This window comes from Aeromonas schubertii (assembly GCF_000820105.1).
Classification (GTDB): Bacteria; Pseudomonadota; Gammaproteobacteria; order Enterobacterales; family Aeromonadaceae; genus Aeromonas; species Aeromonas schubertii.
Genome location: NZ_CDDB01000052.1, coordinates 104,418 through 121,490, shown reverse-complemented (window position 1 = coordinate 121,490; position 17,073 = coordinate 104,418). Strand labels below are relative to the sequence as shown.

The 17,073-nt window shown below is 59.5% G+C and carries 15 protein-coding genes; 9 read left to right on the top strand and 6 right to left on the bottom strand.

Going from position 1 to position 17,073, the window contains the following annotated elements; translation table 11 throughout:
* Positions 1-7: 7 nt before the first annotated feature.
* From aceF to ampD, 4 genes are all read right to left on the bottom strand, one after another.
* The gene (aceF, locus tag BN1133_RS11170) at positions 8-1,852 is read right to left on the bottom strand and encodes a pyruvate dehydrogenase complex dihydrolipoyllysine-residue acetyltransferase (protein WP_050666606.1); all 1,845 of its coding nucleotides are present in this window, start codon (positions 1,850-1,852) and stop codon (positions 8-10) included.
* Between the two features lie 104 nt (positions 1,853-1,956).
* The gene (gene aceE, locus BN1133_RS11165; RefSeq protein ID WP_050666605.1) at positions 1,957-4,617 is read right to left on the bottom strand and encodes a pyruvate dehydrogenase (acetyl-transferring), homodimeric type; all 2,661 of its coding nucleotides are present in this window, start codon (positions 4,615-4,617) and stop codon (positions 1,957-1,959) included.
* 74 nt (positions 4,618-4,691) lie between these two features.
* Positions 4,692-5,447 (bottom strand): pyruvate dehydrogenase complex transcriptional repressor PdhR, encoded by a 756-nt coding sequence (pdhR, locus tag BN1133_RS11160; protein WP_050666604.1) that lies wholly within the window; start codon positions 5,445-5,447, stop codon positions 4,692-4,694.
* Positions 5,448-5,712: 265 nt separating this feature from the next.
* A complete protein-coding gene (ampD, locus tag BN1133_RS11155) occupies positions 5,713-6,285 on the bottom strand; it encodes a 1,6-anhydro-N-acetylmuramyl-L-alanine amidase AmpD (protein ID WP_050666603.1) in 573 nt (190 codons plus the stop codon).
* A gap of 24 nt (positions 6,286-6,309) precedes the next feature.
* On the opposite strand from ampD, the gene BN1133_RS11150 reads away from it, so the two are divergent.
* From BN1133_RS11150 to yacG, 9 genes are all read left to right on the top strand, one after another.
* Positions 6,310-6,792 carry a retropepsin-like aspartic protease family protein gene (locus BN1133_RS11150; RefSeq protein ID WP_050666602.1) on the top strand — a complete coding sequence of 161 codons (483 nt, stop codon included), beginning with the start codon at positions 6,310-6,312 and terminating at the stop codon, positions 6,790-6,792.
* A 5-nt stretch (positions 6,793-6,797) separates the two neighbouring features.
* Complete coding sequence (gene nadC, locus BN1133_RS11145) at positions 6,798-7,658, top strand: carboxylating nicotinate-nucleotide diphosphorylase (protein WP_050666601.1); 861 nt, start codon at positions 6,798-6,800, stop codon at positions 7,656-7,658.
* 261 nt (positions 7,659-7,919) lie between these two features.
* Positions 7,920-8,348: a type IVa pilus major pilin TapA gene (tapA, locus tag BN1133_RS19720; RefSeq protein WP_082177989.1), complete on the top strand. Its 429-nt coding sequence runs from the start codon at positions 7,920-7,922 to the stop codon at positions 8,346-8,348.
* Positions 8,349-8,354: 6 nt separating this feature from the next.
* On the top strand, positions 8,355-10,061 hold the full coding sequence (tapB, locus tag BN1133_RS11140) for a PilB family type IVa pilus assembly ATPase TapB (protein WP_050666600.1): 1,707 nt from the start codon (positions 8,355-8,357) through the stop codon (positions 10,059-10,061).
* A gap of 20 nt (positions 10,062-10,081) precedes the next feature.
* Positions 10,082-11,320 carry a type II secretion system F family protein gene (locus tag BN1133_RS11135; protein ID WP_050666599.1) on the top strand — a complete coding sequence of 413 codons (1,239 nt, stop codon included), beginning with the start codon at positions 10,082-10,084 and terminating at the stop codon, positions 11,318-11,320.
* A gap of 25 nt (positions 11,321-11,345) precedes the next feature.
* Positions 11,346-12,215 carry a prepilin peptidase gene (locus BN1133_RS11130; protein ID WP_050666598.1) on the top strand — a complete coding sequence of 290 codons (870 nt, stop codon included), beginning with the start codon at positions 11,346-11,348 and terminating at the stop codon, positions 12,213-12,215.
* 10 nt (positions 12,216-12,225) lie between these two features.
* Positions 12,226-12,840 (top strand): dephospho-CoA kinase, encoded by a 615-nt coding sequence (coaE, locus tag BN1133_RS11125; protein ID WP_050666597.1) that lies wholly within the window; start codon positions 12,226-12,228, stop codon positions 12,838-12,840.
* Positions 12,841-12,878: 38 nt separating this feature from the next.
* The gene (gene zapD / locus BN1133_RS11120) at positions 12,879-13,601 is read left to right on the top strand and encodes a cell division protein ZapD (protein WP_050666596.1); all 723 of its coding nucleotides are present in this window, start codon (positions 12,879-12,881) and stop codon (positions 13,599-13,601) included.
* A gap of 9 nt (positions 13,602-13,610) precedes the next feature.
* Positions 13,611-13,799: a DNA gyrase inhibitor YacG gene (gene yacG, locus BN1133_RS11115; protein WP_050666595.1), complete on the top strand. Its 189-nt coding sequence runs from the start codon at positions 13,611-13,613 to the stop codon at positions 13,797-13,799.
* Positions 13,800-13,830: 31 nt separating this feature from the next.
* Here the strand turns inward: yacG and mutT are convergent, their stop codons facing one another.
* Both mutT and secA read right to left on the bottom strand, forming a co-directional pair.
* Positions 13,831-14,241: an 8-oxo-dGTP diphosphatase MutT gene (mutT, locus tag BN1133_RS11110; protein ID WP_050666594.1), complete on the bottom strand. Its 411-nt coding sequence runs from the start codon at positions 14,239-14,241 to the stop codon at positions 13,831-13,833.
* Positions 14,242-14,303: 62 nt separating this feature from the next.
* Complete coding sequence (gene secA, locus BN1133_RS11105; protein ID WP_050666593.1) at positions 14,304-17,015, bottom strand: preprotein translocase subunit SecA; 2,712 nt, start codon at positions 17,013-17,015, stop codon at positions 14,304-14,306.
* Positions 17,016-17,073: the final 58 nt, after the last annotated feature.

Here is a 17,073-nt window from a genome sequence, read left to right as displayed (position 1 = left end):
CTCTCACTTACAGGACCAGTCGACGAATGTCGGACAGGACACCATTCATGGTGGTGATGAAGCGAGCACCGTCGGCGCCGTCGATGACACGGTGGTCATAGCTCAGGGCCAGCGGCAGCATCAGGCGCGGCACGAACTCCTTGCCGTTCCACTTCGGTTTGAAGTCTGACTTGGAGACGCCGAGGATGGCCACTTCCGGCGCGTTGACGATCGGGGTAAAGCTGGTACCACCGATGCCACCCAGGCTGGAGATGGTGAAGCAACCGCCCTGCATGTCGGCTGCGGTCAGCTTGCCGGCACGAGCCTTCTTGGAGATCTCGGCCAGATCGCGAGACAGCTCGATGATGCCCTTCTTGTTGACGTCGCGCACGACCGGAACCACCAGACCGTTAGGGGTATCCACCGCCACACCGATGTGGATGTACTTCTTCATGATGAGCTTGCTGCCGTCTTCGGACAGGGAGCTGCAGAAGCGCGGATGGGCTTCCAGGGCCTTGGCGGCGGCTTTCAGGATGAACACCAACGGGGTGATCTTCACGTCCAGCTTCTGCTTCTCGGCCAGAATGTTCTGCTCTTTACGGAACGCTTCCAGCTCGGTGGTGTCGGCCTCGTCGAACTGGGTGACATGGGGGATCATGGCCCAGTTGCGATGCAGGTTCGGACCGGAGATCTTCTGGATGCGGGTCAGTTCGACCTCTTCCACGTCACCGAACTTGGCAAAGTCAACCTTCGGCCACGGCAGCACGCTCATGCCGTTACCAGTGCCTTGGCCTGCAGCCGGTGCAGACTCGGCACGCTTGATGGCGTCCTTCACATAAGCCTGCACGTCTTCTTTGACGATGCGGCCCTTGCGACCGGAACCCTTGACCTTGGCAAGGTTAACGCCGAACTCGCGCGCCAGGCGGCGTACCGCCGGGGAGGCGTGCACGTAGGCGTCGTTGGCTACGAAGTCGGAGGCGGCAGCAGCCTGGGCAACCGGCGCAGGGGCGGCAGCAACCGGAGCAGCAGCAACAGGAGCTGCGGCAGCAACAACCGGGGCGGCAACCGGAGCAGCACCAGCCACTTCGAACACCATGATGAGCGATCCGGTGGAGACCTTGTCACCCGCCTTCACCTTGATCTCCTTGACCACACCGGCGAACGGGGCCGGCACTTCCATGGAGGCCTTGTCGCCTTCCACCGTGATCAGGGACTGCTCGGCCTCGACCTTGTCACCCACGGCCACCATGATCTCGGTCACGCTGACTTCATCGCCACCGATATCCGGCACGTTGACATCCTTGGCGGCGGCAACAACCGGGGCAGCAGGTGCAGCAACCGGAGCCGGCGCGGCAGCAGCGGCAGGTGCAGCGCCCGCCACTTCGAAGACCATCACCAGGGAGCCGGTAGAGACCTTGGCGCCAGCAGCAACCTTGATCTCGACCACACGGCCCGCGAACGGAGCCGGTACTTCCATGGAAGCCTTGTCACCCTCTACGGCGATGATGGACTGATCGGCCTCGACCATGTCACCCACGGCTACCATGATCTCGGTGACTTCGACTTCGTCACCGCCGATGTCCGGTACGTTGACGTCCTGGCGAGCGGCAGCGGTCGGAGCAGCAGCCGGCGCGGCAGCACCCTCGGCTTCGAAGATCATGATCTGGGAACCGGTGGCAACCTTGTCACCCACCTTGATCAGGATCTCTTTGACGATACCAGCGGCCGGAGCCGGCACTTCCATGGAGGCCTTGTCACCCTCTACCGCGATGATGGACTGGTCGAGTTCGACCTTGTCACCCACGGCCACCATGATTTCCGTGACTTCAACTTCATCGGCGCCGATATCCGGAACCATAATCTGTTTGGACATTGTGCTTTATCCTCTTGCGCAGACCCGCATGACAATCACAGTCATGCGTATCTCGCGTTAACCTTTGCAAGGCCGCGCCATCTCTGGCGCGGCTCTTGACCCTCTTAGGCGTACAGCGGGTTGACCTTGTCGGCGTCGATGCCGTACTTGGCAATGGCCTCGGCCACAACCTGCTTGTCCACCTCGCCGCGCTTGGCCAGTTCGGTCAGGGCAGCAACTACCACATAGAACTCGTTCACTTCGAAGTGACGGCGCAGGTTGGCACGGCTGTCGGAACGGCCGTAACCATCGGTGCCCAGCACGCGGTAGTGCTCGGTCGGCACGAAGGCACGCACCTGATCGGCGAAGGACTTCATGTAGTCGGTCGCGGCGATGGTGGCCTCGGTACCCAGCACCTGAGCGATGTAAGGCACGCGAGCGTCGGCTGTCGGGTGCAGCATGTTCCAGCGGTCTGCGTCCTGACCGTCACGGGCCAGTTCGTTGAAGGAGGTCACGCTGAACACATCGGAGCCGATGCCGTATTCGCTCGCCAGGATCTGGGCCGCCTTGCGAACGTGCCCCAGGATGGAGCCACAACCCAGCAGCTGTACCTTGGCCTTGGTGCCGGCCACGGTTTCCAGCTTGTAGATACCCTTGCGGATACCCTCTTCAGCGCCTTCCGGCATGGCCGGCATCGCATAATTTTCATTGAGAGTGGTGATGTAGTAGAACACGTTCTCCGGGTTCTCACCGTACATGCGGCGCAGGCCGTCCTGTACGATCACCGCCACTTCATAGGCGTAAGACGGGTCGTAAGAGATGCAGTTCGGGATGGTGTTGGCCAGGATGTGGCTGTGACCATCTTCGTGCTGCAGACCTTCGCCGTTCAGGGTAGTACGACCGGAGGTCGCGCCCAGCAGGAAGCCACGGGCTTGCTGATCACCGGCTGCCCACGCCATGTCGCCGATCCGCTGGAAGCCGAACATGGAGTAGTAGATGTAGAACGGGATCATCGGGCAGTCGTTGGTGCTGTAAGAGGTGGCAGCAGCCAGCCAGGAGGACATGGCGCCCAGCTCGTTGATACCGTCTTGCAGAACCTGACCCTGCTTGTCTTCCTTGTAGTAGGAGACGATGTCACGGTCTTGCGGGGTGTACTGCTGACCGTGCGGGCTGTAGATACCGATCTGACGGAACAGGCCTTCCATACCGAAGGTACGGGCTTCGTCAGCCAGGATCGGGACGATGCGCTTGCCGATAGACTTGTCTTTCAGCATCACGTTCAGGGAACGCACGAACGCCATGGTGGTGGAGATTTCGCGCGCCTGTTCACCCAGCAGCGGGCCGAAGGCATCCAGCGCGGGAATTTCCAGCTTGGTGGTGCTTTCGCGCAGACGGGTCGGCACATAGCCTTTCAGAGCGGTGCGACGGTCGTGCAGGTATTTGTGCTCGGCAGAACCGGCTTCGATCTTCAGGTAAGGCAGATCGGCCAGCTGTTCGTCGGCGACCGGCAGGTTGAAGCGGTCACGCAGGTGACGCACGGAGTCCAGCTCCATCTTCTTGACCTGGTGAGCGATGTTCTTGCCTTCGGCCGCTTCGCCCATGCCATAACCCTTGATGGTCTTGGCCAGGATAACGGTCGGCTTGCCCTTGGTCTGGGTCGCCTTGTTGAAGGCAGCAAACAGCTTACGAGGATCGTGACCACCGCGGTTCAGGGAGAAGATCTCCTCATCGGTCATGTCTTTGACCAGCGCGGCAGTTTCCGGGTAACGGTTGAAGAAGTGCTCGCGGATGTAGCCACCGTCGCGGGACTTCATGGTCTGGTAGTCACCGTCCACGGTCTCGTTCATCAGCTGGATCAGCTTGCCGGAAGTGTCTTTCTTCAGCAGCTCATCCCACTTGCGACCCCAGATGACCTTGGTGACGTCCCAGCCAGCGCCGGCGAACAGGCCTTCCAGCTCGTTGATGACCTTGCCGTTGCCGACCACCGGGCCATCCAGACGCTGCAGGTTGCAGTTGACCACGAACACCAGGTTGTCGAGTTTTTCACGCACTGCGACGGTCAGGGCACCCTTGGCTTCCGGCTCGTCCATCTCGCCGTCACCCAGGAAGGCGTAAACGGTCTGCTCGGAGCAATCCTTGATACCACGATCGGTCAGGTACTTCAGGAAGCGAGCCTGATAGATGGCGGCGATGGGGCCCAGGCCCATGGAAACGGTCGGGAACTGCCAGAAGTCCGGCATCAATTTCGGGTGCGGGTAGGAGGGCAGGCCCTTGCCATCCACTTCCTGACGGAAGTTGTCCAGCTGCTCTTCGGTCAGACGACCTTCGGCGAAGGCGCGGGCATAGATGCCCGGGGAGATGTGCCCCTGGAAGTAGACCAGATCGCCGCCATCCTTCTCGTTGCGAGCACGGAAGAAGTGGTTGAAGCAGACATCGTAGATGGTCGCAGAAGAAGCGAAGGAGGACATGTGCCCACCCAGGTCCAGATCTTTCTTGGAAGCGCGCAGCACGATCATCATGGCGTTCCAGCGGATGATGGCGCGAATGCGGCGCTCCATCTCCAGGTCACCCGGGTAGTCCGGCTCGTCGCTGGACGGGATGGTGTTGATGTAGTCGCGATTGGCCTTGGCAGCCACGTCCACACCGCTGGCGCGGGCCTTCTCGGCCAGCTGTTCCAGGATGAATTGGGCGCGTTCCGGACCCTCTTCACGCAGCAGGGATTCCAGAGAGGCGAGCCACTCCAGCGTTTCTATCGGGTCCACATCGTTCTTCAGGATATCAGACATGGCTGGTTCCTATTGTTATTGCACGGCGATTAAGATGCGCGAAAATTCGACAATTAAGCCTTGTTGGATGGGGATTACTGCTGACGGATCCGGCGCATGGAGCGCTGGATCCTGCTCTCTTCCCGCTGCATGTCCAACAAGGTGTCCTCGATAAAGGCCAGGTGCTCATGACAAGCACTCCTGGCCCGCTCCGGAGCCCCCGAAAGAATAGCCTCGATCAGATTCGCACGATGGCGACGGATCTTGACTACCACTCCCGGACGGCGATTCAAAATCTCATTATTTTGCAGAATGTTTTGTTCAAGCATCGACCCCATGGCGCGCAACAGGTGCAGCAGCACCACGTTGTGAGAGGCCTCGGCCACCGCCAGGTAGAAGCCGGTCACGGCCACCGACTCTTCGGCCAGACCGAGCTTGCCGGCCTCCTCGATGGCGGCCTGGGCGGCTCGAATCCGCTCGAAGTCGCCCTCAGTGCCACGCAGTGCGGCATAGTAGGCGCAGATCCCCTCCAGCGCGTGACGGAATTCCAGCAAATCATACTGGGCCTCCGGATGACTGGAGAGCAGCTCAAACAGGGGATCGGCCATCCCCTTGCTCAGGGCATTTTGCACATAGGTTCCCCCACCCTGGCGCCGATAGAGCAGCCCGCGCGCCTCCAGGCGCTGAATCGCCTCCCGCAATGAGGGGCGCGATACCTGAAACTGGATGGCCAGCTCGCGCTCGGGGGGCAACTTCTGACCCGGCTGCAGGCTGCCTTCCAGAATCATGTTTTCCAGCTCGGCCACGATGGCATCGGCCAACTTGGGCTGGGTAATCTTGCGATAGGGCATGGGAGAGACTTTGTTAAATTGGTATTACCAATTTCATGGATGGGGCGAAAATTAGCAGAGGAGGCGAGGAAAGTCCAACGAAATGATGATCCACATCAAGAAAGCGGAGTACCCAAGGGGAGGTATTTAGGCCTCTTCATGATGTGCATCAAAGAAATTGGTAAGACCAATAATCATGAGCTCGCTCACAAAATACATTATTGCAACAAACAAAAAAGGCCTGCCATACGCGACAAGTCTTTGATTTGAAATATTAAAATTTAGTTTAATCGCCATTAACCCCGAGACGATAACGGACCCAGTCAAAGGCAGATCCGGGATCGCTCTTGCGCCCGGGAGCGATATCGCAGTGGCCGGTCAAGCGCTCCTGGGTAATGGCCGGATAACGGCCCATCAGGGCCCGGGTCAGCCCTGCCAGGGTTTCATATTGAACCCTGGTGTATGGCACCTCATCCGTCCCCTCCAACTCGATGCCGATGGAAAAGTCATTGCACCCCTCTCTCCCCGCAAAGGAGGAGACGCCGGCATGCCAGGCCCGCAGATGAAACGGAACATATTGCACCAGCTCGCCATCACGGCGGATCAGACAGTGGGCCGACACCTTCAGATGGTGGATGGTAGCAAAATAAGGGTGAGCGTCAGGGTCGAGCCGACCGAGGAAGAGATCATCAATCCAGGGCCCCCCAAACTCACCGGGAGGCAGGCTGATGTTGTGCACCACCAACAGGGAGATATCCTCTGCCACCGGGCGCACATTGTGATGTGGTGACGGGACCGGCCGGGCTTGTTCGCACCAACCATCTGAATCGATGGAAAAAACTGTGTTAGGCTGAGTCATCATTTTCCTGTCGCGAACCCGCCTATGAGCAGCATCGCCCCCAAGACGGCCCGCTGGTTCTGGTTGCTGGCCTGGCTGGCCCTACTGGGCCTGCTCACCCTCTATTTCAGCGAGCGCAGCCGTCCCGGCGTCAGCGCCGATGGTGCACTGCTCCTGCCCCGGGACGCCAGCGGCCACTATCGGCTGGAGGGTGCCATCAACGGCCAACCGGTGCAACTGCTGCTCGACACCGGCGCGACCCTGATCAGCCTGCCTCAGTCGGTGGCCGATCGCCTCGGCATACACCCCACCGGGCAAACCAGGGTCTCAACCGCTGCCGGTACCGTGCTGGTCGGCACGGGGCACATCGATTCACTGGAGATGGGCCCCCTGACCCTGTACGATCTGGCGGTCTTTATCAACCCGGCGCAAGACGGCCAGCAGGTGCTGGTCGGCATGAATGCGCTGGCCAGGCTCGAACTCATACAGAAGGAGCGGCAACTGCTGCTTCGCCCCCTGCAGGAATAGAAGGCATGCTACAACAGGACATCACCCGCGCCGTACGCACCGCACTGCTCGAAGATCTCGGCGGTGCCCTCACTACCGATGGTCAACCGGATGCCGGTGCCGATATCACGGCTCAGCTCATCCCGACCGACCGACACGCTACCGCGCGTATCATCACCCGTGAGGCGGGGATTTTCTGCGGTAAAGCCTGGGTGGAGGAGGTGTTTGCCCAATTAGGCGGTGAGGTAGAGATCGTCTGGTCTGTGGCCGATGGCGACCGCCTGGCTCCCAATCAGGAGTTGTTTCGCCTGACCGGCCCGGCCCGCGTGCTGCTCACCGGTGAGCGCAACGCCCTTAACTTCGTGCAGACTCTCTCCGGCGTCGCCACCCTCACCGCCCGCTATGTGGCAGAACTCGCCGGCACTCACTGTCGTCTGCTCGATACCCGCAAGACGATTCCGGGACTACGCACCGCCCAGAAATATGCGGTCACCTGTGGTGGCGGCAAGAACCACCGTATCGGTCTCTATGACGCTTACCTTATCAAGGAGAATCATATCCTGGCCTGTGGTGGTATCGCCGAGGCCATTACCGAGGCGCGTCGCCTCAACCCCGGCAAACCGGTGGAGGTGGAGGTGGAGAGTCTGGCTGAGCTGGCGCAGGCGCTGGACGCCGCTGCCGATATCGTGATGCTCGACAACTTCGACGTGCCCATGATGCGTGATGCCGTCGCCCTCAACGCAGGTCGTGCCAAACTGGAGGTCTCCGGCAACGTCACCCTGGAGACCCTGGCCGACTACGCCGCCACCGGCGTCGATTTTATCTCGGTCGGCGCACTGACCAAGCACGTGCGGGCCCTCGACCTCTCCATGCGTTTTATTGCATGACGCCCCCCTTGCCGAACTTGCAAAAGGCGCCTCTGGCGCCTTTTCTATTAGATGAAGCTCCAGATGTCGACCCCCTGAGTAGCCGGAGCCTTGGACCGGGGATCAGAGCTAGCCTATTGTTTCAAAAGAGGCTTTCGATACATTCTTGTTAAAATATGTGACGGGAGGTGTTGTCTAGGGATAAGGAGTCGGACAGGATAGTGATTGAGCACTCATCAGTGCTCCCAGCTTCTCGGGTACAACGCAGAAAGGAACTTTGCTATGAAAAAACAGACGGGTTTTACCCTTATCGAACTGATGATCGTGGTTGCGATCGTCGCCATATTGGCTGCCATTGCGCTGCCTGCGTATCAAACCTACACCAAAAAGGCCAGATTCTCAGAGGTTGTGGCAGCTACAGGGCCATACAAAACCGCCATTGAACTCTGTGTACAAAATGGCAATACGATTGCACAGTGTGGTACTGCTGGTACCAATGGTATCCCTGCATTACCCGCTGCCAACGAAGGTTTCGTAGGTAGTATTGCTCTAAATGCAACAACAGCAGCAATTACAGCAACAGCTAATGGTATTCTAGATAACCAAGCTACACCTGCAGCATATACGTATATACTCACTCCCACTTTACAAACATCAGGCAAGCTAACGTGGGCGAAAACAGGTAGCTGTGTTGCTGATGGTATTTGCTAAATCGGTATGACCTCTAGCCCCCATAGCGGCCTGGCCATTAGCCTGGCCGCTTCCTCCCTTATCAGTGAGCAGGACTCACAACGCTTCGTGAGTCAGGCCAAGGCCCAGCGCAAACCGTTTGTCACCTTCCTCATTGAAAACGAGATTCTCGGCAGCAAGGAACTCGCCGATTTTTGTGAGCAGGAGTATGGTGTACCTCTGCTGGATCTGGATGCCTTCGATGTAGCCGAGATCCCGCAGAAATACATCAACCAGAAGCTGATCGAAAAGCATCACGCCCTCCCCATCTACACTCAGGGCCATACCCTCTATATCGCCATGTCAGACCCGACCAATGTGTCGGCACTGGAGGAGTTTGGCTTTAACTTCGGACTCCACACCGAGGCGTTGCTGGTCGAAGAGGAGAAGCTGGTCCACGCCATCGGCAAGCTGCTGGAGAGCGACAGCGATGCCCTCGGCATGGAGAACATCGACGAGGCGGAGATCTCGGATCTCGAGGTGGCCGACGAGCAGAGTCGGCTCGATGAGACGGTCAGCACCGCCGACGATGATGCCCCCATCGTCAAATACATCAACAAGATCATGATGGACGCCATCAAGCGGGGAGCATCCGACCTGCACTTCGAGCCCTACGAGACCAAGTACCGCATCCGTTTTCGTATCGACGGCATACTCCATGAGGTGGCCACACCGCCGGTCAACCTGGCCAACCGCTTCTCGGCCCGTCTCAAGGTGATGGCCCGCCTCGACATCGCCGAGCGCCGCCTGCCCCAGGATGGACGCATCAAGCTCAAGCTGTCGCGCAACAAGGCGATGGACATGCGGGTCAACACCCTGCCCACCATGTGGGGAGAGAAGGTAGTTATCCGCCTGCTCGACTCCTCGGCGGCGCGCCTCAACATAGAGCAGCTCGGCTTTGACGACAAACAGAAAGCCCTCTATCTGGATGCCCTCTCCAAGCCTCAGGGGATGATACTGGTGACCGGCCCCACCGGCTCGGGCAAGACGGTCTCCCTCTATACGGGCCTCAACATTCTCAACACCATAGAGCGCAATATCTCTACCGCCGAAGACCCGGTCGAGATTAACTTGCCCGGCGTCAATCAGGTACAGGTCAACCCCAAGGCGGGGCTGACCTTTGCCAGCGCCCTGCGCGCCTTCCTGCGCCAAGACCCGGATGTGGTGATGGTCGGCGAGATCCGGGATCTGGAAACCGCCGAGATCGCCATCAAGGCGGCCCAGACCGGCCACCTGGTTCTCTCCACCCTGCACACCAACTCCGCCGCCGAGACCCTCACCCGGATGATGAACATGGGAGTGCCGGCGTTTAACATCGCCTCCTCGGTGACCCTCATCATGGCCCAACGGCTGGCACGCAAACTCTGCCCTCACTGCAAGACGCCCGAGGCGATCCCCGAGGCGGAGCTGCTCAAACTCGGCTACAGCCAACAACAGGTCGAGGCGGGGATCCAGCTCTACCATGCGGTGGGGTGCAAGGAGTGTTCGGGGGGTTATAAGGGGCGTGTCGGCCTCTATGAGATGATGTCCATGTCGGAACATATCGCCCGCATCATCATGCAGGGAGGCAACTCCTTGCTGATTTCCGCCCAGGCCCAGAAGGAGGGGATGCGCACCCTGCGTCAATCCGGGCTTGAGAAGGCGCGCCTTGGGGTCACCAGCCTGGCCGAGGTGAATCGGGTCACCACCAACTGATCGAGAGACGGAGTGCAAGGATGGCAACGCTGGCTCAGAAAAATAAATCGCCCAAGATCTCCGCCTTTCGCTGGAGTGGCGTGAACCGCAAGGGACAGAAAGTCTCCGGCGAGATGCAGGCCGACTCGGTCAATACCGTCAAGGCTGAGCTGCGCAAGCAGGGGGTGACCGTCTCCAAGGTGAGCAAGAAGTCCCAGGGGCTCTTCTCCAAGGGCGCGGCCAAGATCAATACCATGGATATCGCCGTCATCACCCGCCAGATCACTACCATGCTCTCGGCCGGCGTGCCTCTGGTACAGACCCTTCAGGTCATCGCCCGCAGCCACGAGAAGGCAACCATGCGCGAGCTCGTCGGCGAGATCGCCGCCAATGTGGAGACGGGCACCCCCCTCTCCGAAGCCCTGCGCCAACACCCACGCCAGTTCGATCAGCTCTACTGCGACCTGGTGGAAGCCGGCGAACAATCGGGAGCTCTCGAGACCATTTTCGATCGCATCGCCACCTATCGGGAGAAGACCGAAGCACTCAAGTCGAAGATCAAGAAGGCCATGTTCTACCCCACCATGGTCATCATAGTGGCCATCGTCGTGACCTCTATCCTGTTGTTGTTCGTCATCCCCCAGTTCGAGGATATCTTCAAGAGCTTCGGGGCCGAACTCCCCGCCTTCACCCAGTTTGTCATCGGCATCTCACGCTTCATGCAAGACTGGTGGTATGTCTTCTTCGGCGGTACCGCCCTGGTTATTTTCCTCTATGTGCGGGCATGGCGTGCCTCCGAGAAGGTACGAGACCGAACCGACAAGTTTGTGCTCGAGCTCCCCGTGGTCGGCATGATACTGCACAAGGCGGCCATGGCCCGTTTTGCCCGCACCCTGGCCACCACCTTTGCCGCCGGTATCCCGCTGGTTGACGCACTGATCTCCTCGGCCGGGGCCTCGGGCAACTATGTCTATCGCACCGCCATCATGGCCATTCGCAACGAAGTGATCGCCGGCATGCAGGTCAACGTCGCCATGCGCACGGTCGATCTCTTCCCCGATATGGTGATCCAGATGGTGATGATCGGCGAGGAATCGGGGGCCATCGATGATATGCTCTCCAAGGTCGCCACCATCTTCGAACAGGAGGTGGATGACCTCGTCGATGGCCTGACCAGCCTGCTCGAACCCCTCATCATGGTGGTATTGGGGGTACTGGTAGGGGGCATGGTCATCGCCATGTACCTGCCCATCTTCAAGCTGGGGGATGTGGTGGGTTGATCCCGACCATCTGCTATCGAATCCTATGACCCTGTTGCTTCAACTCAGCCAGGCCATGCCCTGGCTCTACTATCTTCTGGTGGCGCTCTTTGCCCTCTGTGTCGGCAGCTTCCTCAATGTGGTGATCCATCGCCTTCCCATCATGCTGGAGCGCCAGTGGCGCGAGGAGTATCGGGACTACTTCACCCCGGATGAAGCAACGGAGACCGCCCCCTTCAATCTGATGGTCCCGCGCTCCCGCTGCCCTGCCTGCGGTCACGGCATCACGGCCGCCGAGAATATCCCCCTGCTGAGCTGGCTCTGGTTACGCGGCCGTTGCAGTGCCTGTAAGGCACCTATTTCGGCTCGCTACCCGCTGGTTGAGTTGGTCACGGCTCTGCTCTCACTGGTGGTGGCCTGGCAACTTCCCGCCGGTTGGCCCACCCTGGCAGGGCTTCTGCTCACCTGGTCGCTTATCCCCCTGACCCTGATCGATCTGGATCGCATGCTACTGCCCGACCAGATCACCCTGCCCCTGCTCTGGGGAGGAGTGCTGGTCAACCTTGTCGATGGCTTTGTCCCCCTCTCCGATGCGGTGATCGGCGCCATGGTCGGATACCTGACCCTGTGGAGCCTCTACTGGGCCTTCAAGCTGCTGACCGGCAAAGAGGGGATGGGGTATGGGGACTTCAAACTGCTTGCCGCCCTTGGCGCCTGGCTCGGCTGGCAGGCACTGCCCCTGATCCTGCTGCTCTCGGCACTGGTCGGAGCCATGGTTGGTATCACACTGATTCTGCTTCGCCGCCACCAGCAGGGTAATCCCATCCCCTTTGGCCCCTACCTCGCCATGGCCGGGTGGATAGCCCTGCTCTGGGGTGACGGGATCACCCGCTGGTACCTCTCCACCGTGCTGTAACGAGGCCACTATGTATATCGTCACCCTCACCGGCGGGATCGGCAGTGGCAAGACCACGGTAGCCAACCGCTTCGCCGCTCTCGGTATTCGGATTGTCGATGCTGATCTCATCGCCCGTCAGGTCGTCGAGCCCGGGAGCCCGGCCCTCACCCGGATTCGGGAACACTTCGGGTCACACATTCTGGATCCCCGGGGGGCACTGGATCGGCGAGCCCTGCGCGAGCGCATCTTCGCACATCCGGCAGAAAAGGCATGGCTGAATGCCCTGCTTCATCCCCTCATCCGTGAAGAGATGGTTCGTCAATGCCAGCAAGCCGACTCCCCCTACTGCCTGCTGGTGGTTCCCCTCTTGGTAGAAAACCGCCTCACCGGCCTAGGTCAGCGGGTACTGGTCATCGACGTGGACGAAGAGGTCCAGGTTGAGCGGACTTGTCGACGTGACCGAGTCACCCCGGAGCAAGCACAGGCCATCATCGCCTCCCAGGCGACTCGCAACGAACGCCTTGCCGTTGCCGACGATGTGATCGTCAATCAGGATCGCTCAGAGGCTGAGCTGGAGAGCGAGATTTTAGGGTTACACCAGCAATATCTGACATTTGCCACTCAACAAGGCCACACTCAATAGGTACACTAGCGCGGTTTTAGAAGAGGCCAGGAGCAGGCATGATTTACGATTTTCCTCTCAATGAAAAAAGCCGGACCTACCTGCGTCTGGAGTCCCTGTTTTCCCAGATCGGTGACAACCTGGAGCAAGAGCTTCCCTGGGGCCACATCGCCTGTTTCAAGGCCATCTTTGACCTGCAAGAGCTGCTGGAACGGGGGGACCTGCGCGCCGATCTCATCAAGGATCTGGAGCGCCTCGGGCAACGACTGAACCGATGGGCGGCCCTGCCAGAGGCCGATCTCGAGCAGATCGACCATATGCAGACCGACATCGTGAGCCTCTCCCGTCAACTGCTCAGCTCCCCTCGCCCGGGCGCCAGGCTGAAAGAGGATCGACTACTCGGCTCCATTCGCCAGCGCTTTTCCATCCCGGGTGGTCTGTGCGCCTTCGACGTCCCCCAGTTGCACCACTGGCTGGCACAGCCTCACGCCCGGCGTCTTCCGCAGATGAGGGGGTGGCTGGCCGATATCACCCTGATGATCGACGCCATTCGCATGCTGCTGCGTCTGTGGCGTGAATCCGGCGCCTTTACCGACAAGGTGGCCATCAACGGCTTCTATCAGGATGTGGCCGAAGGGGCCGAACTGATCCGTATTCGACTCGAGCACAGCCAGGAGTGCTACCCGACCCTGAGCGGCCACAAGAACCGCTTTGCGCTCCGCTTCCTGCCGGCCAGCGACAGTGCTATCGGCGATGTCACCTTCCAGCTTGCCTGCTGCTAAGGAGCCATCATGGTGACCAAGGTTAAATGCCCCACCTGCCAGGCCGATGTTGAGTGGACTCCCGAAAGCCCCTATCGCCCCTTTTGCAGCAAACGCTGTCAGCTGATCGATCTGGGCGAATGGGCCAACGAAGAGAAACGGATTCCAGCCGAGCCTGAGGATCCTCAGCCAGACTTCGGCGACGATGAGTGGCACTGAATGAAGAAAGGGTCCTTACGGACCCTTTCTCTTATCGCCGGTGTAGCCCCTGTTGTAGCCTGGAGACGATGGGCGCATTGGCATCGGGGAAGTGATACTCGTGTAACCGGGCAAGAGGCACCCAGCAGCACTCCTGCCCTTCCCGACCATAAGGCTCGCCTTCAAAGCGGGTTACCTTCCAGATGTCGAGCAGCACCGACTTCTCCGGGTAGTCGTGGCAGAGCTCCATAAAAGGGATACAGTCGAGCACCCTAATACCGATCTCTTCCCACAGCTCCCGATCCAGGGCCGTCAGCAGATCTTCCCCACTCTCCACCTTGCCACCGGGAAATTCCCAGCGATCCCCCTGATGGCGATCGGCAGAGCGCTTGGCCAGCAGAATATCGCCCCGTTCGTTCTCGATGACACCGACTGCCACCCAGACCCGTTTTTTCTCTTCCATTGCCTATCTCCTCAACGCAACGAGGCGGGCCCCGGGCCCGCCTCGTTTCACTCGGCCAGGGCTCAGCTCAGCTGACCGTGGCAATGCTTGAACTTCTTCCCAGAGCCGCAAGGGCAGGGGTCGTTACGCCCCACCTTCTGCTCATCGCGCACGAAGGTGGTGTTCCCCTCCTGCTGCGGTTCGGCCAACGGATTCTCGGCATCGGCGTGGGAGTATGTACGGGGGGCAGACTCGGCACGCTGACGCTGCTGCTCCTCCATGGTCTCCACATCCCGCTCCTGCACCTGTACCCGGCTCAGGATGCTGATGACGTCACGCTTCAAGGTCTCGAGCATCTGGGTGAAGAGCTCGAAGGACTCGCGCTTGTACTCCTGCTTGGGGTTCTTCTGGGCGTAGCCACGCAGGTGGATTCCCTGACGCAGGTAGTCCATCGCCGCCAGATGCTCCTTCCAGAGACCATCCAGCGTTTGCATCATCACCGCCTTCTCGAAGTTGCGCAGCACCTCCTTGCCGACACGCTCCTCCTTGTGGGCATAGATCTGGGCTGCCTCGGCCAGGATCCGCTCGCGCAGCTTCTCTTCATAGAGCTTGTCGTCCTCTTCCAGCCACTTGGCAATCGGCAGGTCGAGGGAGAAGTCACCCTTGAGACGGGCCTCCAGACCCGGCACATCCCACATCTCCTCGAGGGACTGGGGCGGAATGTACTCGTCGATCACGCTGCTGTAGACATCGTCGCGGATCACATGAATGGTCTCGGAGATATCGTCGGTATCGAGCAACTCGTTACGCTGCTCATAGACCACCTTACGCTGGTCGTTGGCCACGTCGTCAAACTCGAGCAGGCTCTTGCGGATATCGAAGTTGCGTCCTTCCACCTTGCGTTGGGCATTCTCGATGGCCTTGGTGACCCAGGGGTGCTCGATAGCCTCGCCCTCTTCCATCCCCAGCTTCTTCATCATCCCGCTCACCCGATCGGAGGCGAAGATGCGCATCAGGCTGTCTTCCATGGAGAGGTAGAAACGGGAAGAGCCCGGATCCCCCTGACGGCCGGAACGACCACGCAGCTGGTTGTCGATACGACGGGACTCGTGACGCTCGGTACCTATGATATGCAGGCCACCGGAGGCGATCACCGCATCATGGCTCTGCTGCCACTCGGCCTTGAGCGCAGCAACCTGTTCATCGCTCGGGTTTTCCAGTTTGGCCAGCTCAGATTGCCAGTTACCGCCCAGTACGATATCGGTACCACGACCGGCCATGTTGGTGGCGATGGTGACAGCACCCGGCTTGCCTGCCTGGGCCACAATTTCGGCTTCCATGGCGTGGAACTTGGCGTTCAGCACCTGGTGAGCGATCCCCTCATTTTTCAGAATGTTGGAGATAAGCTCTGAGTTTTCGATAGAGACAGTACCCACCAGCACCGGCTGACCGCGCTGCACACACTCGCGGATATCCTGCACGATGGCGGCGTATTTCTCCTTGGCCGTGAGATAGACCAGATCACCCATGTCTTTACGCACCATGGGGCGATTGGTCGGGATAACCACAGTATCCAGGCCATAAATCTGGCGGAATTCAAACGCCTCGGTATCGGCGGTACCCGTCATGCCCGCCAGCTTGTCATAAATACGGAAGTAGTTCTGGAAGGTGATAGAGGCCAGGGTCTGGTTTTCGTTCTGGATCTTGACCCCTTCCTTGGCTTCCACCGCCTGGTGCAGACCATCGGACCAACGGCGACCCGGCATGGTACGACCGGTGTGCTCGTCGACTATGATGATCTCGCCATTTTGCACTATGTAGTCCACGTTGCGCTCGAACAGGGTGTGAGCACGCAGGGCCGCGTTAACATGGTGCAACAGGCTGATGTTGCTGGCGGAGAAGAGCGAATCGTGCTCATCGAGGAGCCCCTCTTTCTTGAGCAACTCTTCGACAAAGATCTGACCGTTCTCGGTCAGCAGAGCCTGACGATTCTTCTCATCTACCGTGTAGTGGCCGTCACCCGTGTACTCCTCGGTATCCTCTTTATCCTGCTTGACCAGATTCGGGATCAGCTTGTTGACACGGATATAGAGCTCGGAGCTGTCTTCGGCCGGACCGGAGATGATAAGCGGCGTACGTGCCTCATCGATGAGCACCGAATCCACCTCATCCACCAGGGCGTAGTGGAGGGGACGCTGAACCCGCTGATCAGGCGAGAAAGCCATGTTGTCACGCAGGTAATCGAAACCGAATTCGTTGTTGGTACCGTAAGTGATGTCGGCAGCATAGGCGGCGCGCTTCTCGGCCGGGCCCATACCAGGCACGTTACAGTCGACCGTCATGCCGAGGAAGGCAAACAGGGGGCGGTTGGCCTCGGCGTCACGCTTGGCCAGGTAGTCGTTCACGGTCACCACGTGAACACCGCGACCGGTCAGGGCATTCAAGTAGGCCGGCAGGGTAGCGGTCAGGGTCTTACCTTCACCCGTCTTCATCTCGGCGATACGGTTGGAGTCGAGCACCATGCCACCGATCAGCTGCACGTCGAAGTGACGCATGCCAAATACCCGCTTGGAGGCCTCACGCACGGTAGCAAAGGCCTCGGGCAACAACTGCTCCAGGGTCTCACCCTGCTCGAGACGCTGACGATACTCGGCGGTCTTGGCCTGCAGTTCGGCATCGGAGAGAGCCTCAAACTGCGGCTCCATCGCATTGATTTGTTTGACGATCTTGCGTAACGCCTTGAGAGTTCTGTCGTTACGGCTGCCGATAATCTTGGTAAGCAGTGTGCTGATCATGTGTACCAACTGTTTCTGATGATAAACGCGCCCCGGAGGGGAACAAAAAAGAAAACCA